Source organism: Sulfitobacter sp. F26204, from assembly GCF_026410305.1.
In the GTDB taxonomy this organism is placed as follows: Bacteria; Pseudomonadota; Alphaproteobacteria; order Rhodobacterales; family Rhodobacteraceae; genus Sulfitobacter.
Genome location: NZ_JAPMLQ010000007.1, coordinates 14,964 through 35,018, shown reverse-complemented (window position 1 = coordinate 35,018; position 20,055 = coordinate 14,964). Strand labels below are relative to the sequence as shown.

Here is a 20,055-nt window from a genome sequence, read left to right as displayed (position 1 = left end):
CCCTCTAGGGTGACACAACTGGGGAATAAAATGAAACTCACCACACTCCTGACCGGTGCTGCGATGGCATTGGGTTTGGCCACCACGGCAATGGCGCAAGATAAAACCAAGGTCGGCTTTGTTTATGTCGGGCCGATTGGCGATGGCGGCTGGACACATGAACATGACAAGGGCCGTCTGGCCGTTGAAGCAGAATTCGGCGATAAAGTTGAAACCGTTTACGTTGAATCCGTGGCCGAAGGCCCCGATTCAGAGCGGGTGATGACGCAGATGGCATTGGACGGTGCCGACCTGATCTTCACCACATCCTTTGGCTACATGGACCCGACCATCAACGTGGCCAAGAAATTCCCGAATGTGAAATTCGAACATGCCACTGGATACAAGCAGGCCGAGAACGTTGCGACCTATTCCGCACGTTTCTACGAAGGTCGCGCCATTCAGGGCCATATCGCGGGTTCCATGACCAAATCCAACATCATCGGTTATATCGGTTCCTATCCTATCCCCGAAGTCATTCGCGGCATCAATTCCGCGTTCATTCATGCGCGCAAGGTAAACCCTGATGTGCAATTCAAGATCGTCTGGGCCTATACATGGTTTGACCCCGCGAAAGAAGCGGACGCGGCGAAGGTATTGATCGAACAAGGCGCGGATGTTGTGTTGCAACACACTGATTCCACTGCACCACAGGCGGCGGCACAGGAGGCAGGCAATGTGATCACCTTTGGCCAGGCCTCCGATATGGCTCAATACGCCCCATTGCCGCGCGTGTCGTCTATCATTGATGACTGGGCCCCCTACTACATTGCGCGCACAAAGGCAGTGATGGATGGGACATGGACCTCCGGTAACACCTGGGATGGCATCGGCGCGGGCATGGTTGGCATTGGTGAAATTTCCGATGCGGTTCCCGCAAACATCAAAGCCGAGGCATTGGCCTTGAAGGCATCCCTGGCTGATGGCTCATATCACGCCTTCACCGGACCTTTGAAAAAACAGGACGGAAGCGATTTCCTGGCAGAAGGGGAGGTTGCTGATGATGGCACGCTCGCGGGTATGAATTTCTATGTCGAAGGCATCGAAGGTGACATTCCGCAGTAACGCGATGCCGTGAGAAAACTGGGAAAGGCCTTGCAACTGCGAGGCCTTTTTTGCTTTGGCGAGGGCGTTCAGACCGGAGTTGGATCGCAGAGATGGATGTGCTGGCGCAATCCAGGTGGTGGCGATACCAATTTCAATCGGTTACAATGAACCTTTGATCAACCTTGCGCCGCCGCTGCGTAACTTCCGTCCGGTCCATGTACTTCGTTCCCTTCCAGCGCAGGCGAGAACACGCAGATCAGTCGCAATGCCCCTCCGTCTTTGGGCACATGCACTTCATGTCGGTCGTGGAGGTCCGGGGCATAGAGCATTCCCGACGTGATCTCATGTCGCGCACCTGTTGCCACCTCCACCACAGTTGCACGTCCGCCGATGCAATAGCATGCCTCGATATGATGTTTGTATTCCAGTTTCAGTACTGCGCCCGGCAGTACTTTGGTCTCTGTCATCGAAAACCCCATACCATCCGAGCGCACCAATAGTCGCAGCGACTGCCATCCCGGTCCGGCGGCATCCCGTGCTGTGCCTTGTAACTTTGTCTTGTCCTGAATGATCATGCTCTTTCCTTTCGCTGCCCTTCGCATAGTGTGGATACAGACCCTCAGGAAAGCCAGTCCCATGATCAAGCTGCACCATCTTAACCGTTCCCGTTCGCATCGCATCTTCTGGCTGCTCGAAGAAATCGGTATCCCCTACGAAGTGGTGCACTATGAACGCGACCCGATCACCAACTTTGCTCCGTCCGAGCTATTGCAAGTGCATCCCCTGGGTAAGTCCCCGATGATCGAGATGGACGGCAAGCTGGTCATCGAAAGCGGTGCAATCGTTGAACTGCTATGCCAACGCCATGCACCTCAAATGATCCCGGATGCTACAAGCGATGCATATTTGCGCCATCTAGAATGCATGCATTTTGCCGAAGGTTCCGCAATGATTCCGATCTTGCTGAACCTCTATGTTGGCAAGCTCAAAGACGCAGGCGCGCCGCTGCATCCGCGCATCAATGCCGAACTCAACAGCCACTTCAGCTATATGGAGGGGATGGTGCGCACATCAGGGCATTTTGTGCTGGATGAATTGTCTGCTGCCGACATCATGCTCAGCTTTCCTGCTGAAATTTCAGGACGCCTTGGATATTCCGACGATTTCCCCAAGCTGACTGCGTTTCAGGACATGATCCAATCCCGCCCTGCCTATAAACGCGCCATGGAAAAGGGTAATTGCTAAATTGGTAGCATCATTTTGAATATCACAATGAAACAAACCCTTTCAGCGCCAGATGGCACACCTGCCAGCAGGTTGGCCTTTGGCACGATGCAATTTGGCGGTGGTGCGGATGCATCCCAGTCGCAAAAGATGTTCGAGGCCTGCATCGCAGCGGGGATCAACCATTTCGATACGGCGCATGTCTACACTGATGGTGCGTCGGAAACCCTACTTGGAGGTTTTGTCCAGAACACGCGTGAACGTCTGATCATTGCCACCAAGGCCGCCTATGAGGGTGGGGCGACGCGCGACAATATTCTGACCTCCGCCGAGACCTCGCGCAAGCGGATGAACATCGACACACTGGATGTTCTCTATCTGCACCGCTTTGATCTTGATACTGATATGGATGAAAGTTTTCGGGCTCTTTCCGACCTCAAGACCAAGGGCCATATCCGCCATGCCGGTTTATCCAACTTTGCGGCGTGGCAAGTGGTCAAGGCTGCGAACATCGCAAAGCGATATGGATTAAATATCGATGTGATCCAGCCAATGTACAACCTTGTCAAACGTCAGGCGGAGGTTGAGATCCTGCCAATGGCCGACGATCTGGGTATCCTTGTTGCGCCCTACTCCCCTTTGGGCGGTGGGCTACTCACCGGCAAATATGCCTCTGGAGGCTCCGGTCGACTGACCAAAGATGACCGTTATGCCGCCAGATATGCCCCTTCCGGGATGCATGAGACCGCCGCGGGTCTGCGTGACCTGGCGACAAGAAATTCTGTGCATCCCGCAACGCTGGCCGTTGCATGGGTTGCGCATCACACAACTGGGCCAAGCCCGATTATTTCGGCCCGAACCCTGGCGCAATTGCAACCGTCCCTGGAGGCCATGAAATTTGATATGACCTCCCGCCTGTACGCTGAAGTCACCTCATTATCGCCAACACCTGCCCCTGCAAACGACCGCCTGGAAGAACAGGTTTGAGCGACATCATCGTCATAGGTGCAGGCATCGCAGGTCTTTCTGCCGCCGCACGACTGTCGCCCGAGGCAAAGGTAATCGTGTTGGAACAGGAAGCCAGCACTGGGTATCACGCCTCCGGCAGGTCCGCGGCGCTTTTCGAAGAAAACTACGGCTTACCCAGCGTCGTGGCGTTGAACAAGGCAAGTGCTGATTTTCACAAGCATGCCAACGGCGGATACCTCAGTCCGCGTGGGTCGCTGTTGTTGGCGGGAACACAGGAACGCACGGCTTTTTTTCAGGATGTCGTATCATTGGGACTGACGCAAATATCCATTGATCATGCCTGCACATTGGTCCCGGTTCTAAGAGGGGAACACATCGGTTTCGCCGCTTATGATCCCGCGGCCCAAGACATCGACACCGACCGCATGATGCAGGACTTCACCCGCGACATCAGGTCCAATGGCAGTCAGATCATTGTCAAAGCCCCTGTCACGGCTATTGAACGCAGTGCATCAGGTTGGGCAATCACCACGGGAGCAACAACCTACAGATGCCGTTTACTGATAAACGCCGCTGGAGCCTGGGCAGATGACATTGCGCGGATGGCTGGAATTGCACCGATCGGAATCACTCCTTTTCGGCGATCCATGGCGCGCATCCCGGCTCCCGCGCAACATGATGTGAGCAAATGGCCGGTGATCTTTGGTGTTGGCGAGGATTGGTATGCCAAGCCGGACGCAGGCGCTTTACTGGTTTCTCCCGCCGAAGAAGACCCCGTCACGGCCCAGGACGCCTGGGCTGACGACATGGTTCTGGCCGAGGGCCTTGCCCGTTACGAAGCCTTCGTCACCGTACCTGTTACGCGGCTGTTGACATCATGGGCAGGACTGCGCAGTTTCGCACCCGACCGTGCATTGGTATTGGGGCCTGATCCAGAAGATGCCAATTTTTTCTGGTGTGCGGGGCAAGGCGGTTACGGGTTTCAAACGGCACCAGCTGCTTCACAGTTTCTCGCCGATCTGGTGATGAAACGTTCCCCTGTGTTGGCCGCTGAACTGGTGGCGGAAATTACCCCTGAAAGGTTGCGACCATGACACAACAATTGCCGCCCAGCGCCAGCGTTGCCTTTCCGGCGGAGGGCGAGAAACTGCATGCACCCTCTGCCGCTCGCAACGTCGATCACATTGCACTGATTTTGCAAGAGCACGCTCCGAACAACGGGAGCGCACTGGAAATCGCAAGCGGTACTGGCCAACATATTATTGCCTTTGCAGCAGTATTGCCGAATGTGACATGGCAGCCAACCGATCTGGATCCAGATCGGCTGCGGAGTATCGACAGCTATGTTCACAGTGCTGGTTTGACAAATGTCAGGCCCGCGCAACGTCTGGATGCCAGCATGGCGGGGTGGTCAGCGCAACATCGTGATCAGGATCTCATCGTAATTGTCAACCTGCTGCATCTGATCTCCGAAACAGAAAGCCGCCGCGTTTTGCAAGAGGCTGCACAAGCGCTCAATGGAAACGGCACCATGGTCATCTACGGCCCTTTCAAGCGGAATGGGGAATTGACCAGCGATGGCGATCAGCGATTTGACCGTGAATTACGCGAGACAGACCCAAGGATCGGCTACAAGGACACACAGGACATAAACAACTGGCTCGTCAGTACCGGTCTAACGCCCGTCGTCCATGAATTGCCTGCCAACAACCTTGCATTTGTCGCCAGAAAGCCCGCAACATGATCTCGCGCATTCTCAGCATTCTCCTTGTCTTGACCCTGGCCGCCTGTGGCAATTCGGGGGGCAAACCACCCGCCGCACCGGGAGTATTGTTCGCCGCAAATTTCCGCGATGCCGATCCGGTCGATTTTTCAAATCCGCGTCCTGGACGCTTCCCTGTGCATGGTATCGATGCCGCACGGTTTCAAACCAGCATCAATTGGAACAGCGCGCGCGCCAATGGCGTGAACTTTGCGTTTCTCAAGGCCACTGAAGGCGGCGATCTGCTTGATCCGGCGTTCAAGGACCACTGGCAAGGCGCCGGGCGAGCTGCTGTGGTGCGTGGGGCCTACCATTTTTATTACTTTTGTACATCGCCCGAGGTACAGGCCCAGTGGTTCATTCGCAATGTACCGCGGAGCCGCGGCACCTTGCCTCCGGTGCTCGACATGGAATGGAACCCATTTTCTCCCACCTGCGCCAAAGTCCGCCCCCCCGCCGCCGAGGTTCAGCGCCAGATGCGCGTCTGGTTACGGATCGTCGAAGCGCATTACGGCCAGCGCCCGATCATCTATACCACCCCGCGGTTTTACGAGGAAAACAACCTGAAGTCGTTTCACGGGTATGAATACTGGCTGCGCAGCACCGCCAAGACCCCACGTGAGGCATACCCCGGCGAAGGCTGGACCTTTTGGCAATACTCCGCGACCGGATTGATCCCCGGCATCCAAGGCGAGGTCGATTTGAACGCCTTTTCGGGCAGTCGTGAGGTGTGGAACACGTGGTTGGCGCGACGGGCGCAGTAGGGCATCGGCTTACAAACGCACCACCCTCAACTTTGCCGTCACATCAATCACTTCCGGCCAATCCCAGACGGCATCACGCAGATAAAAGAGATGGCTATTAGTATGGCTGGAGCTTCTGGTATTTTCCAGAACCGCCGCGTGAGGGATCAAACAAGCGCGTAAAACGCTGAAATCCGCAGCAAACAAGACACCCGCCAGATAGTCGAACGGCATCGTTTCCAGGTTTCTGAGCGCCTACAATTGCCGCGATGTTTTTTCGCTGTTCAGCTTGCGTGCCTTTATCTGATACCTGACATTTTCACTATCAAGCGCGTCATATCCTTTGACCGATGCCCCCTGCATTTGCCATCCGAAAGCGGTGCAAAACAGTGTCTCGGCATAGTCACCAACCGGGCTATTGGCGGAGCGGATGACATTGCGTGCCCTCAATTCAGCTTCAATTTTGGCATGTTCCGTGAACAAACGCGTAACGCTCAAGGTGTTCAGGCATGCAGGTTCATGCGGTTTCACCCCGGTCACGAGTTTTTCCAAAGCGCATTTATCGCATGTTCCACGCTCTCGCGTGAACTCCCCAGTTGTGCCAAGGGCACTTGTTACCCGAAACGCCTGCTGCCGCCGGCTCAGATCCAGGTCTTCCGCCAAACAGTCGTCGCACAAGTTAACACCCGCAAGCTTGCGGAGATGACCACTGACCTGTGCCGCGATGTCCATTTTTTTCCTCTTATCGATCTTGAGGTCAGGATCGCGCCGATTGGTTAATGAATTGTGAACAGTTTAGCCATCGATGCGGATCGTGGTATTCTTTGGATCATAGGGGCTGTCCTCGACGATCTCAGCGTCCCACAATTGATCAAACATCTTGACCTTCAGTTTGGTCCCCACAACCGCATGTTCGGGCTTTACATACCCCATGCCGATAGATTTTCCGAAGGCCACCGAATAGCCACCTGATGTCAGACGCCCCGTGCGTTCGCCCTCAACATAGAGAACCTCACGACCCCATGGGTCGGCATCTTCCGGCCCGTCAATCAACAGGGTCACACATTTCGCGTTGATGCCATGGGCCTCCATCGCCGCCTTGCCGTGAAACTCTTTCGACAGGTCGACAAAGCGCGGCAGATCGGCCTCCAGCGGCGTCGCGTCGCGGCCCAACTCGGTGCCAAAGGCGCGGTAGGATTTTTCCTGCCGCAACCAGTTCTGCGCCCGTGCGCCCACCAGTTTCATCCCGTGCTTTTCACCGGCTTTCTCAAGCTGATCAAACAGGTAGTTTTGCATTTCAATCGGGTGATGCAGCTCCCAGCCCAACTCTCCGGTATAGGCCACGCGGATCGCCCTTACCGGACACATGCCCAGCTCGATATTACGCATGGTCAGCCAGGGGAAACGCTTGTTGGACAATACCGTTTCGGGCTCGCCGTCCTTGACGATCTCGTTCAACACATCGCGCGATTTCGGACCAGCGATGGCGAAGACACCCCATTGCGTGGTCACATCATGGCATTCGATATAGTCGAATTCGGGTGCCTTATCCTCAATCGCCTTGCGTAGGTAATCACTGTCATAGGCGGTCCAAGCCCCTGCGCTGACAAGGTAATATTCATCCTGTGCAATCCGCACGATGGTATATTCCGTGCGTGTGGTGCCCGCACCGGTCAAAGCATAGGTCAGGTTGATGCGGCCAACCGACGGCAGTTTGTTACAGGTGAACCAGTCAAGGAATGCCGTTGCACCGGGTCCTTTGACCACATGTTTGGTGAATGCGGTCGCATCAATCAGGCCAACACCTTCGCGCACGGCCTTGGCTTCGTCCACCGCGTACTGCCACCAACCGCCCCGGCGGAAGGAGCGTGCATCGTGGTCGTTGAACCCCTCAGGCGCGAAATAGTTCGGACGTTCCCAGCCGTTGACCCAACCAAATTGAGCGCCACGTGCGGCCTGACGGTCATAGGCCGGTGAAGTACGCAGAGGCCGGCAGGCGGGGCGTTCCTCATCAGGGTGGTGCAGGATGTAAACGTGTTCGTAGCATTCTTCGTTTTTGCGGGCCGCAAATTCGGTGGTCATCCAATCGCCGTAGCGTTTGGGGTCAAGCGAGGCCATGTCGATCTCGGCCTCCCCTTTCACCATCAATTGCGCGAGGTAATAGCCGGTGCCGCCCGCCGCAGTGATGCCGAATGAAAACCCTTCGGCCAGCCACATATTGCGCAAACCAGGTGCCGGACCAACCAAGGGGTTGCCATCAGGCGTGTAACAGATCGGGCCATTGAAATCATCCTTCAGGCCAGAGTCCTCACAGGAAGGAATCCGGTGGATCATCGCGGCATATTGGTCTTCGATCCGCTCAAGGTCCAGTTGGAACAGATCGGCGCGGAAACTGTCAGGCACACCATATTCAAAACGTGCAGGCGCGTGTTTTTCATAGACACCCAGAATCCAGCCACCACGTTCCTCCCGTACATAGGACTGCGCATCCGCGTCACGGATGACGGGATGTTCCGGGTTGCCAGCGTCCTTGCGGAACGCGACCAATGCAGGGTCCTGATCCATCACGATGAACTGGTGCTCGACGGGGATTGCCGGCATTTTGATGCCCAGCATTTTCGCTGTGCGCTGTGCGTGGTTGCCCGATGCGGTCACCACATGCTCAGCAATGATCACCATTTGCTCTTCGGATGGCACCAGATTGCCGCCTTTTTCGACCATCTTGGTCACCGTGACTTCCCAGTGGGTACCGTTCCAGTGAAACGCATCCGCCTGCCATTTGCGTTCAATCGCGACACCACGCTGACGCGCGCCTTTGGCCATCGCCATGGTCACATCCGCAGGGTTAATATAGCCATCTGTCTGATGATACAGCGCCCCTTTCAGATCCTCCGTGCGGATCAGCGGCCATTTCGCTTTTACCTCGTCAGGGGTCATGAATTCATAAGGCACACCACAGGTTTCCGCGGTTGAGGCATAGAGCATATATTCATCCATGCGTTCATCGGTCTGGGCCATGCGCAGGTTGCCGACAACGGCAAAGCCCGCATTGAGCCCGGTCTCAGCTTCTAAGCCTTTGTAAAACTCAACGGAATACTGGTGGATATGGGTCGTGGCAAAGGACATATTGAAAAGCGGCAGCAGCCCGGCCGCATGCCAGGTGGAGCCTGACGTCAATTCATCACGCTCAAGCAACATCACATCATCCCAGCCTGCCGCCGCCAGATGATAGGCAATCGAGGTTCCAACGGCACCACCGCCGACAACCAATGCTTTGACGTTCGTTTTCATTTGCCCCGAATCCTTCTGACAGTGTTGTTCCTGTTGTACGCTCCCCCACTTGAGGAGCCGCGCAGCAGCCGACCCTACATATCAAAAAACCGACCTCATGTTCTCGGGGCGACAGGTCCTTTGGCGACAGCCAGGCGCATCACGCGGGAAGTTGATTTGACGAGGATGATCATGACGGAAAATTCTTGGCCACCCTTGATGAAACTTCCGCTTCGGATTGCGCCTGCAAGTTTTCTGACCCCGACGGGTCATGGATCAGAGGTCAGGGTTTTCCGCTTTTAACTGCAGGTATTTCATAACGCAGCCTTGCAGGAACTGTGGTTTGATTGTGCTGTCGCCTTCGACATTGGCTCCAAGCCAAAGACCTGGCCCGCCGCAAGGCAGGGTCGCAGCCTACCAATCCAGCGTTTGACTATTATAACCTGACATGTCCATGCCTTCGGTCGCAGCCTTCATGTTGTTATAGGCGGTATTGGCCAGACCTTCGCTAATCGCGGCGCGGTTGCCATAAAATTCAACCGCATTCATCCCCGACAATGCGCTTGGATCAAGCCCCTGTCGCGGTTTCGGGAAATTGCGTTCCCTAATATCAGCAAGGCGGTCGGATCTTGGCCTATCATTATCACCCACTACCTTCTGTCTTATCTTCGCCCACCAACTTTTCTTTGCTTGGGCGCGATCCGCTTTGATCAATGCCTGCAACTGCGGACTGTCTTGGGCAAATTCATCGATTTGTTGGCCTGTGCTGCGTGGGTTTTGCCCCATCGCAGTCTCAAAGGACGTGGTCGACATGCCGCGTCCAATCTGCGGCAACACAGAAATCCTCGGGCCGACATCTTGTTCCATCAGGTCCACCACACGGAGTTTCAGGCCTGCCGCGTAGTGCACCAACTCAAGCGGTTCGCCCGACATCCTGGCCGTTTGTTGCGAATAATCATAGGCTAACCCGCCGGACCCGATGGCCATTGTCAGTCCAAGAGCCAATACTGCCTTTAACATGGTGCCGCCTTCCAATTGTTTGGAAAACACTGCATCCGAAATGCGTAGACATCTGGGCAACCTTTGGGCAATGGAATGTCTTATGCCACCCAGCCAGAGCCCCCTCATACCCTTCAGGACAAGAATATTTTTCCAGGGTTCATGATATTGTCGGGATCAAGCGCCTTTTTGATCGCACCCATCACATCCAGGGTCTCCTGCCCCAACTCCCTGACCAGATACTTGCGTTTGCCCTGTCCGATACCGTGCTCACCGGTGCAGGTGCCCTCCATCCCGATGGCAACGTCATTGAGCCAAGAAATAAAGCCAGCGGCGCTTTCGACTTGGACCTCATCCTTCATATCGATCAGGATGGTAGCGTGAAAGTTTCCGTCGCCCGCATGGCTGACAATCGGTGCTGTCAGCCCCAGTTCCTTTGCCCTTCCCTCTGCCTTGGTCAGAGCCTCAGCCAGTCGGGAGATCGGCACGCAAACGTCTGAGGTGACCGCATTACACCCCGGCCGCAACGCCAGCATCGCCCAGTAAGCATCATGCCGCGCCTGCCATAATTTGCTGCGCTCCTCAGGCGTTGTCGTAGCAGTAAAACCACTACCCCCTTCTTCTTCAGCCAACTGTCCAAAGGTTTCCGCCTGTTCTGTCACACCTGCTTCAGAGCCATGAAACTCCAACAGCAAGAGCGGTGTCTCGGGCAAATCAAGCTTGGAATAGGCGTTTACCGCCTGGACCATCAAAGCATCCAGGAGTTCGATCCGCGCGACAGGCAGTCCATATTGTACGACCGCCATCACCGTTTTCGCCGCAGCTTCGACTGAGGGAAATGAACAGCGCGCGGCCGACATCGCCTCTGGGATCCCCTGTAGGCGCAGGGTGATTTCCGTGATGATCCCCAGGGTACCTTCGGAGCCGACCATCAGCCGCGTCAAATCATAGCCCGCCGAGGTTTTCTTGGCCCGTTGTGCGGTGCGGATAACGCTCCCGTCGGCCATCACGGCTTCGACGTTCACAACATTGTCCTTCATCGTGCCATAGCGCACCGCGTTGGTGCCCGACGCGCGCGTCGCAGTCATGCCCCCTATCGAGGCATTGGCCCCCGGATCAATCGGAAAGAATAATCCGCTATCGCGCAGATGGGTATTGAGAGCCTCGCGGGTGACACCCGGTTGCACACGGCAATCCAGATCCCCCGCGTTGACCTCCAGCACCTTGTCCATTTGGCTCAAATCGATCGAGATTCCGCCAATTGGTGCATTCACATGCCCCTCAAGGGAAGTTCCAGTGCCAAAGGCAATGATCGGCACACGATGTGCTGCACATACCTTCACAATCTCGGAAACCTCTTCGGTGGAATGTGCAAAAACCACCCCATCGGGAATCTGGTTTTCGATCCAGGTCGTAGTATGGCCATGCTGCGCACGGATCGCCTGCCCGGTTTGGAACCTTTCACCGAACTGTTGCTTCAATACGCCAAGAGCCGCCGCAATCCCATTGTCATTGCGCGTCAGTGCTGCACCCTCTGCCATATCTTCGCCCTCCTACCTGCCAAAGGCTATCCCCTCGCGCCGGGGGTCTGCCCCGCCGCGCAGATCATCGCCAATCGCAATCACGTGCAAACCCGAGGTCAAACCCCGAGTTGCCACTTCAAACCCCATGGTTGTCAATCCGTCGCTCAACTCAACTGAAGGTGTATCTTGTTCCAAATCATATGTGCCGAACCGGTTTACCGCATGGGGCAGGCTGACCGCCTGTTGTACATCCAAACCCCAGTCGATCACCGCCACAATGACCTGTGTGACATAGCCGATGATGCGGCTGCCGCCGGGTGATCCAACGGCCATCACGGGCTTGCCGTCCTTCATCACTATGGTGGGTGCCATGCTTGATCGGGGTCGCTTGCCCGGCTCAACCCGATTGGCCACGGGTATGCCGTCCTTGTGACTACGAAACGAGAAATCCGTCAGTTCGTTGTTCAGCAAAAAACCACCGACCATCAATCGCGAGCCGAACCCGTTCTCGATCGTGGTTGTCATGCTCGCCACATTACCCATGCTATCGACGATCGAAATATGGGATGTCGACGGCAATTCTATACTCTCGTCATCCGCCCAGATCATCGCATGATCCCAGGTAGGTTCGCCCGCGCTGACCTCTTCCAACGCCATTTCACTGTCAAGCAGTGCGGCACGCCCGGCCAAATAAGCCGGATCCAGCAAACCTGTCACCGGCACCGGTACATAATCGCTGTCCGCCAGGTACCGTCCCCGATCCGCAAAGGCCAACCGCGCGGCATCCCCCATCAGGCGCCGTACATTCAGGTCCTGAGGTCCTGCGCTCAGGTCATAACCTTCGAGCGCCGCCAGTATTTGCCCGACCGCAACAGCACCAGACGAAGGCGGTCCCATGCCACATACCTCATGGCCACGGTAGGGTGCGCAGATCGCCTCCCGTTCCTTGACCTGATAAATCGCCAGATCGACATCGGACAATACACCTGCATTCTCGGCATTCTGTACAGTTGCGACAATATCGTGTCCGATTTTTCCGCCATAAAAAACTGTCGCGCCCTGCTCGGCAAAAGCTTTGAGCGTTGCCGCATAGGCAGGGTTCTTCAACGTCGCTCCTGCCTTGATCGCTTCTCCGTCTGGCATGAAATAGGCCGACGCAACAGGCGAGATGGCAAGGCGCTCAAGATCCTCCTCAACCAGCTTGGCCAGACGCGGTGAAACAGTAAACCCGTCTTGCGCCAAGGTTAGGGCCGGCTCCAGCAGCGATCCCCACTCCTGAGTGCCCCATCGCCGATGAATTTCCGCCAAAAGTGCCGGTGTGCCCGGCGTACCAACAGAGCGCCCCCCCACAACCGCATCAAAAAACTTCAGCGGTTCGCCTTCCGGGTCCTGAAACAGGCGCGGGGTTGCGGCCAGAGGCGCAGTTTCGCGACCGTCCAAGGTAATGACATCCCCCGTGGCGGCATCATACCAGACCAGAAAGGCACCACCGCCCAGACCTGATGACTGTGGCTCAACCAGGCCCAAAACAACCTGAACCGCCACCAGGGCATCCGCTGCGGTGCCGCCCGCCGCCAGCACATCCGCGCCCGCTTTCACCGCCAGCGGATTCGCCGCCGCAACCATCCAGTCAGAGGCAACGACCGGCCGTCCTGCTTCTTTTGCGTCAAGTGCCGCTGCCATGTCGGCAGGCAGGGATTCAAATGCACCAATCCCGGCCGCCTCAGGCTCAACAGCATCTGCCGCCTGTTGCGCTTGCGCAGTGCCGACCAACACCACAAAAATCGCACTCAACAAAAATCGCACGTCATCTCTCCCCTGTTTCTCTTTTTGGCCCTTATATCCCGCGGAGTTTGAGGCAGAGCCTCAAAAAACCAATTCACGTGCAGGCTTTGCCTGCTCAATCTTCCGGCCCTGCATTCATAGCATTGACGGCACCACCTGATCCGGTGGGCGATGTCCGTCGTCAAAGGTCTTGATATTGATGATCACCTTCTCACCCATCTCCAGACGTCCTTCCAAAGTCGCAGACCCCATGTGGGGCAACAACACGACGTTCTCCAACTCGCGCAGCCGCGGATTGATTTCGGTGCCATGCTCGTAGACATCCAGACCTGCCCCCTTGATCTCACCGGCGCGCAGCATGCGCGTTAGGGCGTTCTCGTCGATCACTTCACCCCGCGATGTATTTATGATGACCGCATCAGGCTTCATCAGTTTCAAACGCCTGGCGTTCATCAGATGAAAGGTCGAGGGCGTATGCGGGCAATTGACCGAAATCACATCCATCCGGGCCACCATCTGGTCAAGGCTTTCCCAATAGGTAGCCTCCAGCGCAGTTTCGATGCCTGCGTGTAGTCTGCGTCTGTTGTGATAATGTACCTGCATGCCAAAAGCTGCCGCGCGTTTTGCGACGGCCTGACCGATCCGGCCCATTCCGAGAATACCCAATCGCCGTCCGCTGACCCGTCCGCCCAGTAACGCAGTCGGTGCCCAGCCGGACCATTCTCCTTTTTGCATCATTGCCATGCCTTCCGACATTCTACGGGTGACGCTCAAAATAAGCGCCATCGCCATATCAGCGGTATCATCGGTCAGCACACCGGGGGTGTTGCTGACCAGAATCCCGCGCTGGCGCGCCGTTGTTACGTCGATATGGTCAACACCTGCGCCGTAATTGGCGATCAATTTGAGCCGCTCGCCGGCCTGAGCGATCATTGCCGCGTCGATTTCATCGGTAACCGTTGGCACCAGAACATCCGCCGTCTTCATCGCCTCTGTCAATTCAGAGCGGGTCATTGGCACATCATCAAGCCGTAGCTTGACATCAAAGAGTTCTGACAACCGAGTCTCAACCGCGTCCGGCAACCGTCGCGTGACTACAACACTCAACCGTTTCTTTGACATATCTATTCTCCCAGACCTTGGCCTTTTCTTTCCTTACCGCCATGGTGTCCCATGCAGCGACGAGGCACAAGAACCTCGCGCGGCAAAAGAGCAAACAAATCAAAGTGCAGGCAGCACCCATGTTCCGTTCCTCGCTGACAGGCGCCCTTTTGACGCTGTTGCTGATGCTACCGCTTGTCCCCACCCGCCTTTGTGCCGGTGAGGTTGGACCGGTTACGAACCTGCCTCTCCCCCGTTTCGTGTCGATGAAGGCCTCCGAAGGAAACGTGCGGCGCGGCCCGTCACTGTCGCATCGTATCGATTGGGTATACAAGCGCCGCGACATGCCTTTGCGGATCACGGCAGAGCATGGTCACTGGCGGCGCGTCGAAGACCGCGACGGTGTCGGTGGTTGGGTGCATTATTCGCTCTTGTCAGGCACGCGCACGGTTTTGGTGGAACGCGACATGCTGGCATTGCACACACGTCCCGACCCTGCGGCCCCCGTCGCCGCCGCGCTAGAACTGGGAGTTGTCGCGCGTTTGGGAAATTGTGACCTTGAATGGTGCGAGTTGCGCTCGGGCGGCTACAAGGGCTGGGTACCCAAGTCCCGCATCTGGGGTGTCGATCCCCGCGAGATTCGCGAATAATCCCCACAGCAACGCCTTGTTCGACTTCACCAGCACTTTGGATAGCGGCAAAAACAATTGTTGCCTGCGCACGATCGCCAGTTTCCACTTTGGGCTCATGCCGCGTATGCCCTTCACCTGATTGCATGGTGCCACTGTTTGCGACAGAGTGCGCCAACCGTGATCATTCCGAAGGACCACCCCCATGCGAGCCATCACCTATTCCAGCCTCGGTCCTGCCGCTGACGTCCTCACCCTCCAGACAATGCCAGACATTCCTCCTGCACGCGGGGAAGTCCGCGTGGCCCTAACCTATTCAGGTGTAAACCCGTCTGATGTTAAATCACGCATGGGCAGGCCCGGCATGGTCAAACCTGCCTTTGACAGCATCACGCCACACAGCGATGGGGCCGGCGTGATCGACACTGTTGGGGACGGCGTTGATCCTTCGCGTATCGGGCAGCGGGTCTGGATCTGGAACGGTCAATGGCAACGTCCCCGAGGCACTGCGGCCAACCATATTACCTTGCCTGAGGATATGGCCGTTCCCTTGCCTGATGCAGTCGCGCTCGAAACCGGCGCAATTCTCGGGATTCCCGGGCTGACTGCAGCACAGGCGGTCTTTGGCGGCGGATCCGTCGACGGCACAACGATACTGATACAGGGGGGCGCGGGCACCGTTGGTTTACTGGCCGTCCAACTGGCCAAATGGGGCGGCGCCAAGGTTATCGCCACCTGTAGCCCGCGCGACTTTGATCGCGTGGTGCAAGCCGGGGCGGATACCGTGCTGGATTACAGCGCGCCCGATCTCGCAACGCAGATCCTTGCCGCGAGCGGAGGTGCGCTGATCCCGACGGTGGTCGAAGTTGAATTCGGGCTCAACGTCGCAATGGACGCAGAGATCGTCGCACCCAATGGCCGGATTGCGGCCTATGGATCGGCCAAAGAGATGTCACCAAGCCTGCCTTTTCTGCCCCTGTTGTTCAAAGCCGTGACAATCGACATTATCCTGATCTATCTGCTCCCCCTGGCAGACCGCAAAGCAATGATCGAAAGGCTGCATGCCGCTCTGCTTCAGGGAGCACTGACCGGCCCTGTCGAACGGGTGTACCCGCTGGATCAAACCGTGCAGGCGCATGAAGCCGTCGAGGCGGGTACGCGCAGTGGCGCAGTCTTGATCGATTGTCGCGTCTAACCAACCGCCGGTCTGCCCTGTTGCTTCATTTACGACGTGGCAAAGGCCAAGGCTGTTGGATGGAATTGCCATACCCAACTGCGCCCCCTAGGCTGGCCTCATTTGGATTCGGAAATACCCAATGCGCATTCTTGCCTTCCTTCTATGCCTCTGGCTGCCTGCCTCTGTTTTCGCCCAAACTCCTGATCAACCAACGGGGACAATTGGCCTTGCCGATGACGCAACGGCAGACGCTGCCATCGCCAACCGGATTCGTGACATTCTGGGAGAGTTGGAAGGCTACGGCGACATCAGCGTTACCGTTTCATCGGGAATCGTTACCCTGCGGGGCAAGACAGTGGATCCAGGCACCGCTGCACGCCTGAATGAACTGACAAGCCGGGTCGAAGGTGTCGTCGCCATCGAAAATGCAGTGCAGGAAAGCACGGATGTCGCCGAACGCCTCAGTCCGGCTATGGCGCGCTTTAAAACCCGCGCTTCACAGATGATTGCCTTTTTGCCCCTGGCAATGGTGGCGGTTTCTGTCTTTGCCCTGGTGTTGTTATTCGGATTTTGGCTGGCACGCCGGAAACAGCCATGGGAGCGCCTGTCACCAAACGCCTTTATCGCGGATATTTATCGTCAGATCATCCGGTTGATTTTTGTCATCGGCGGTCTGGTCATTGCACTGGATATTGTGAACGCCACTGCGTTGTTATCCGGTATCCTTGGCGCTGCTGGTATCGTGGGCCTCGCCATCGGTTTTGCCGTGCGTGATACGGTAGAGAATTTCATCGCCTCGATCATGCTGTCGATCCGTCAACCCTTCCGCCCGAATGATACTGTTGAGATAGAAGGCGACACCGGGAAGGTGATCCGCCTTACCTCCCGTGCGACGATTCTGTTGAGCTTTGATGGCAACCATATCCGCATTCCGAATGCGACAGTGTTCAAAAGCCGAATCGTCAACTTTTCACGCAATGCCGAACGCCGATTTACCTATTCCCTGAGTGTCGCTTCGGATGCTGACCTTGACAAGGCCCGTAGGATTGCCCTTGACGTGATGAACGACCTGCCCTTTGTACTGGAAACACCGGAAGCCGCGGCCTGGGTGGAGTCCGTCGATGATTTCTGGATCACCCTGTCGATGGCAGCATGGATCAACCAGAACGAAACAAATATCACTCTGGCGCGTTCCGAAGCCATCCGCCTTACACAGGCCGCATATGATGCCGCGGGAATAGCAGCACCCGTTCCCAGTTATCGGATCGAAACCCATGCAGGCGTCAAATCCGCCACGACGCAAAATCGGGAAAATGATGAACCCAAAGTGCAGGTTCCCGCCCCTGCACCTGCTCAGGATGTTCAGGCGACACAGGATGAAGAGCTTGCCAAAATCGTGGACCAGGAGCGCACCGAATTATCCCGTCACGATCTGCTAAGCGATACAGCATCAGAAGAATGAAAGATTCTGCCATTTCGGGTCTTGCGCCCCCCGCACTTGCCGATTAACAAGCGCGGTGTATTGGGGTGTGGCCTAGTGGTAGGGCAACTGTTTTTGGTACAGGAGATCGTAGGTTCGAATCCTACCACCCCAGCCAGTACCTTCTGAACCAAGTTAGCAAGACGTTGGAGCCCCCCCGGTCACGGGAATGCCCCAGGTGGTTCGGGTGTGTCGGGTGCGCCTTAGACAGTCCTAGACGCCGCTGCCACAGCGCTACAGCAGCTCGCAGTCAACGCCAGTGGCCTCGTATTCCCAGTCGTCCCGTCGATTATCCGCCGCTGACCCTGGCTGCAGGTGTTCGGGGCGGCAAGGAGGTCACTACCCTGCAGGGAACGCAAGCCCTCAAGCAGTTCCTCACACCGGTGATGCCACAGGGCGCGTCAAACGGCCGCTGAAGTCAACACGCGGTATGACGAAACCGTACAGCAGGCCCTGTCAAGGACTGCTTCTCAGCCACTGACAACAACGGCTGTTGGAGGTACATATGCTACCCGATCTGAGCACCCTCCGGGCCGCACTGCAGCACTCTGATCCAGTTCAGTATCAGGTTGAGGCACAACCCAGGCAGACCGTGCAGGACGCAGCACGGGCCTACCTCATGATACGACAGCATGAGCTGAAACCTGGTGGGCTCAAGTCGGTGTGGTAATCCATAGAGCTGTTCCAGTCCATGTATGCTGGAATGACCCTATCGAAGCCTGGCAGGGATGAATGTAGGGAATTCCTTAGGGGCCGTGAACGGCAGAAGGCATGGTTTTCAATTCGATGATGTTCTGTGATGCCGAAACTGTCTCTCTTTGAGCCCTTTTGACCCGGATCCAACACGCGGATACAAGGGAAAAAAGAGATGCGTTCAACTGGCAGCAGGGCGGTGCCGGTCGCGAGGAGTGTGAATGGACAACAATCCGACTTGGGGACAATGCCTCTGCGGCGCAGTGAAATTCCGCATATCAGGAGAGTTCGAGAGCTTTTTCCTGTGCCATTGCTCCCGCTGCCGCAAGGATAGCGGTTCGGCCCATTCGGCAAACCTGTTTTCTTCCTCAGCCGAACTCATCTGGGTTTCAGGCGAGGCAAACATCAAGACGTTTCATCTCCCTGGTTCACGCCACATGAAGAGCTTTTGCTCCGACTGCGGATCCGCACTGCCTGTTTCCCAGCCAGAGATTGGTTTGATTGTGGTGCCGGCAGGGTCGCTTGACAGCCAGTTCCACATGCGACCCAACGCGCATATCTGCTGTTCCAGTCGCGCGAATTGGGACAACGATCTGGCCTCCATCGAAAGGATCAACGGATTTCCCCGTTGAAAGCTTGCGCCGATGATGTCGTTCAGAGAACCCGACGTCGACAAATCAACATATCACATGATGCTGCGCTGCATCCGAGGTCTCAAAAGAGCCCATACTACCGGATGCTACGGAAAGCTCGAATGTCGGGGCCCTGCGCGATCCGTCAATGCGAGCTACGTCTTTTCGCACTGATTGTGACAATCAATCCAGAGGTAGCGATTAGGACAGCTCCCACGATGGTCAATAGAGTGGGCACATCCGAAAAAAAGAAAAAACCGATTGCCGCAGCCCCGATAAGTTCGACATAGACAAGCGGTGCAAGCGTTGATGCTTCTGCTTTCTGGAAGGCAATGATCGTCAAGAAATGACCCAGCAGTGAGAACAGGCCAAGGCCAATGAACAGAGGCACCAAATCGTATGCCGGTATCTCAGCAACAAAGAGTGCGGGAGGCGTCAGCAACAATGTGCCGAAAAAACATTGAAATGAAAGTGCCCTGATTGGTTCGCTCTGAACAGATGTCCGGCGTGTGATCACCAGATAGATTGCAAAGAGGCACCCAGCACACAACGCGAGAATTACATAGGCGTCAAAGTTGCCGGACGGCTTCAGGACAATCAAAGCCCCAATTAAACCAACCAGCATACCCGCAACTTTGGTCGTAGTTAGCCGCTCACCGAGGACCGTAACGGACAGGGCGACCGCGACCAAAGGTCCCACGAAATAAGCGCTTGCAGCGATCACCAACGACACCTTCGATATTGCAAAGAAATACAGCGTCATTGCCCCGACGAGGCAAAGTGTGCGTAGGGCATGAAGCGGAATGCCATCGGACGGGAACATTCTTCGCCCATTGCGCGCGAACGCAATTGGCAGGATTAAAGCAGTTGAGGCTGCATATCTGGCCCAACTTACGAACAAGGGTGAGAAATCGGCACTCAGGTACTTTGCCATCCCATCCACAATTGGGATGACCAGCATTGCAGCAGTCATCAAAACTAT

At 56.2% G+C, this 20,055-nt stretch carries 19 protein-coding genes and 1 tRNA gene; 11 read left to right on the top strand and 9 right to left on the bottom strand.

Going from position 1 to position 20,055, the window contains the following annotated elements; all coding sequences use genetic code 11:
- The first annotated feature begins 30 nt into the window (after window positions 1–30).
- The gene (locus OS190_RS15455; RefSeq protein WP_267159619.1) at window positions 31–1,104 is read left to right on the top strand and encodes a BMP family ABC transporter substrate-binding protein; all 1,074 of its coding nucleotides are present in this window, start codon (window positions 31–33) and stop codon (window positions 1,102–1,104) included.
- Window positions 1,105–1,262: 158 nt separating this feature from the next.
- Here the strand turns inward: OS190_RS15455 and OS190_RS15450 are convergent, their stop codons facing one another.
- Window positions 1,263–1,661 (bottom strand): ectoine synthase, encoded by a 399-nt coding sequence (locus OS190_RS15450; RefSeq protein WP_267159618.1) that lies wholly within the window; start codon window positions 1,659–1,661, stop codon window positions 1,263–1,265.
- Between the two features lie 61 nt (window positions 1,662–1,722).
- Here OS190_RS15450 and OS190_RS15445 point away from each other — a divergent pair, with 61 nt between their 5' ends.
- From OS190_RS15445 to OS190_RS15425, 5 genes are read left to right on the top strand one after another with little or no spacing between them, the layout of a single operon-like run.
- Window positions 1,723–2,331: a glutathione S-transferase family protein gene (locus OS190_RS15445; RefSeq protein WP_267159617.1), complete on the top strand. Its 609-nt coding sequence runs from the start codon at window positions 1,723–1,725 to the stop codon at window positions 2,329–2,331.
- Window positions 2,332–2,358: 27 nt separating this feature from the next.
- The gene (locus tag OS190_RS15440) at window positions 2,359–3,297 is read left to right on the top strand and encodes an aldo/keto reductase (RefSeq protein ID WP_267159616.1); all 939 of its coding nucleotides are present in this window, start codon (window positions 2,359–2,361) and stop codon (window positions 3,295–3,297) included.
- Window positions 3,294–4,373 (top strand): NAD(P)/FAD-dependent oxidoreductase, encoded by a 1,080-nt coding sequence (locus tag OS190_RS15435; protein WP_267159615.1) that lies wholly within the window; start codon window positions 3,294–3,296, stop codon window positions 4,371–4,373. The genes OS190_RS15440 and OS190_RS15435 overlap by 4 nt, the downstream gene beginning before the upstream one ends.
- Window positions 4,370–5,023, top strand: coding sequence for a DUF938 domain-containing protein (locus tag OS190_RS15430; protein ID WP_267159614.1), 654 nt, complete (start codon window positions 4,370–4,372; stop codon window positions 5,021–5,023). Before OS190_RS15435 ends, OS190_RS15430 begins: the two co-directional genes overlap by 4 nt.
- Window positions 5,020–5,805: a glycoside hydrolase family 25 protein gene (locus OS190_RS15425; protein ID WP_267159613.1), complete on the top strand. Its 786-nt coding sequence runs from the start codon at window positions 5,020–5,022 to the stop codon at window positions 5,803–5,805. The genes OS190_RS15430 and OS190_RS15425 overlap by 4 nt, the downstream gene beginning before the upstream one ends.
- A gap of 9 nt (window positions 5,806–5,814) precedes the next feature.
- Here OS190_RS15425 and OS190_RS15420 read toward each other — a convergent pair whose 3' ends face one another.
- From OS190_RS15420 to OS190_RS15390, 7 genes are all read right to left on the bottom strand, one after another.
- Window positions 5,815–6,018, bottom strand: coding sequence for a hypothetical protein (locus tag OS190_RS15420; protein WP_267159612.1), 204 nt, complete (start codon window positions 6,016–6,018; stop codon window positions 5,815–5,817).
- Window positions 6,019–6,039: 21 nt separating this feature from the next.
- The gene (locus OS190_RS15415) at window positions 6,040–6,324 is read right to left on the bottom strand and encodes a hypothetical protein (RefSeq protein WP_267159611.1); all 285 of its coding nucleotides are present in this window, start codon (window positions 6,322–6,324) and stop codon (window positions 6,040–6,042) included.
- Window positions 6,325–6,579: 255 nt separating this feature from the next.
- Window positions 6,580–9,075, bottom strand: coding sequence for a GcvT family protein (locus OS190_RS15410; protein WP_267159610.1), 2,496 nt, complete (start codon window positions 9,073–9,075; stop codon window positions 6,580–6,582).
- Window positions 9,076–9,468: 393 nt separating this feature from the next.
- Window positions 9,469–10,074 carry a hypothetical protein gene (locus OS190_RS15405; RefSeq protein WP_267159609.1) on the bottom strand — a complete coding sequence of 202 codons (606 nt, stop codon included), beginning with the start codon at window positions 10,072–10,074 and terminating at the stop codon, window positions 9,469–9,471.
- 113 nt (window positions 10,075–10,187) lie between these two features.
- Window positions 10,188–11,594 carry an FAD-binding oxidoreductase gene (locus OS190_RS15400; protein WP_267159608.1) on the bottom strand — a complete coding sequence of 469 codons (1,407 nt, stop codon included), beginning with the start codon at window positions 11,592–11,594 and terminating at the stop codon, window positions 10,188–10,190.
- A gap of 12 nt (window positions 11,595–11,606) precedes the next feature.
- Window positions 11,607–13,382 (bottom strand): gamma-glutamyltransferase, encoded by a 1,776-nt coding sequence (gene ggt, locus OS190_RS15395; protein WP_267159607.1) that lies wholly within the window; start codon window positions 13,380–13,382, stop codon window positions 11,607–11,609.
- A 114-nt stretch (window positions 13,383–13,496) separates the two neighbouring features.
- Window positions 13,497–14,483, bottom strand: coding sequence for a 2-hydroxyacid dehydrogenase (locus OS190_RS15390; RefSeq protein ID WP_267159606.1), 987 nt, complete (start codon window positions 14,481–14,483; stop codon window positions 13,497–13,499).
- Window positions 14,484–14,647: 164 nt separating this feature from the next.
- Here OS190_RS15390 and OS190_RS15385 point away from each other — a divergent pair, with 164 nt between their 5' ends.
- From OS190_RS15385 to OS190_RS15365, 5 genes are all read left to right on the top strand, one after another.
- The gene (locus OS190_RS15385; protein ID WP_267159856.1) at window positions 14,648–15,112 is read left to right on the top strand and encodes an SH3 domain-containing protein; all 465 of its coding nucleotides are present in this window, start codon (window positions 14,648–14,650) and stop codon (window positions 15,110–15,112) included.
- A gap of 184 nt (window positions 15,113–15,296) precedes the next feature.
- Complete coding sequence (locus tag OS190_RS15380) at window positions 15,297–16,286, top strand: NADPH:quinone reductase (protein WP_267159605.1); 990 nt, start codon at window positions 15,297–15,299, stop codon at window positions 16,284–16,286.
- A 121-nt stretch (window positions 16,287–16,407) separates the two neighbouring features.
- Window positions 16,408–17,730, top strand: coding sequence for a mechanosensitive ion channel domain-containing protein (locus OS190_RS15375; protein ID WP_267159604.1), 1,323 nt, complete (start codon window positions 16,408–16,410; stop codon window positions 17,728–17,730).
- 61 nt (window positions 17,731–17,791) lie between these two features.
- Window positions 17,792–17,866: transfer RNA gene (locus tag OS190_RS15370), tRNA-Gln, on the top strand.
- A 796-nt stretch (window positions 17,867–18,662) separates the two neighbouring features.
- Window positions 18,663–19,073 (top strand): GFA family protein, encoded by a 411-nt coding sequence (locus OS190_RS15365; RefSeq protein WP_267159603.1) that lies wholly within the window; start codon window positions 18,663–18,665, stop codon window positions 19,071–19,073.
- A gap of 145 nt (window positions 19,074–19,218) precedes the next feature.
- Here OS190_RS15365 and OS190_RS15360 read toward each other — a convergent pair whose 3' ends face one another.
- Window positions 19,219–20,046, bottom strand: coding sequence for a DMT family transporter (locus OS190_RS15360; RefSeq protein WP_267159602.1), 828 nt, complete (start codon window positions 20,044–20,046; stop codon window positions 19,219–19,221).
- Between the last annotated feature and the right edge of the window lie 9 nt (window positions 20,047–20,055).

What these genes read in the sequence shown, in the direction of transcription:
- OS190_RS15420 (WP_267159612.1), bottom strand. Translation starts at nt 6,018, where the DNA reads ATGCCGTTCGACTATCTGGCGGGTGTCTTGTTTGCTGCGGATTTCAGC.
- OS190_RS15450 (WP_267159618.1), bottom strand. Translation starts at nt 1,661, where the DNA reads ATGATCATTCAGGACAAGACAAAGTTACAAGGCACAGCACGGGATGCC.
- OS190_RS15400 (WP_267159608.1), bottom strand. Translation starts at nt 11,594, where the DNA reads ATGGCAGAGGGTGCAGCACTGACGCGCAATGACAATGGGATTGCGGCG.
- OS190_RS15360 (WP_267159602.1), bottom strand. Translation starts at nt 20,046, where the DNA reads ATGACTGCTGCAATGCTGGTCATCCCAATTGTGGATGGGATGGCAAAG.
- OS190_RS15405 (WP_267159609.1), bottom strand. Translation starts at nt 10,074, where the DNA reads ATGTTAAAGGCAGTATTGGCTCTTGGACTGACAATGGCCATCGGGTCC.
- OS190_RS15425 (WP_267159613.1), top strand. Translation starts at nt 5,020, where the DNA reads ATGATCTCGCGCATTCTCAGCATTCTCCTTGTCTTGACCCTGGCCGCC.
- OS190_RS15390 (WP_267159606.1), bottom strand. Translation starts at nt 14,483, where the DNA reads ATGTCAAAGAAACGGTTGAGTGTTGTAGTCACGCGACGGTTGCCGGAC.
- OS190_RS15410 (WP_267159610.1), bottom strand. Translation starts at nt 9,075, where the DNA reads ATGAAAACGAACGTCAAAGCATTGGTTGTCGGCGGTGGTGCCGTTGGA.
- OS190_RS15455 (WP_267159619.1), top strand. Translation starts at nt 31, where the DNA reads ATGAAACTCACCACACTCCTGACCGGTGCTGCGATGGCATTGGGTTTG.
- OS190_RS15440 (WP_267159616.1), top strand. Translation starts at nt 2,359, where the DNA reads ATGAAACAAACCCTTTCAGCGCCAGATGGCACACCTGCCAGCAGGTTG.
- OS190_RS15365 (WP_267159603.1), top strand. Translation starts at nt 18,663, where the DNA reads ATGGACAACAATCCGACTTGGGGACAATGCCTCTGCGGCGCAGTGAAA.
- OS190_RS15430 (WP_267159614.1), top strand. Translation starts at nt 4,370, where the DNA reads ATGACACAACAATTGCCGCCCAGCGCCAGCGTTGCCTTTCCGGCGGAG.
- OS190_RS15445 (WP_267159617.1), top strand. Translation starts at nt 1,723, where the DNA reads ATGATCAAGCTGCACCATCTTAACCGTTCCCGTTCGCATCGCATCTTC.
- OS190_RS15380 (WP_267159605.1), top strand. Translation starts at nt 15,297, where the DNA reads ATGCGAGCCATCACCTATTCCAGCCTCGGTCCTGCCGCTGACGTCCTC.
- OS190_RS15375 (WP_267159604.1), top strand. Translation starts at nt 16,408, where the DNA reads ATGCGCATTCTTGCCTTCCTTCTATGCCTCTGGCTGCCTGCCTCTGTT.
- OS190_RS15385 (WP_267159856.1), top strand. Translation starts at nt 14,648, where the DNA reads ATGCTACCGCTTGTCCCCACCCGCCTTTGTGCCGGTGAGGTTGGACCG.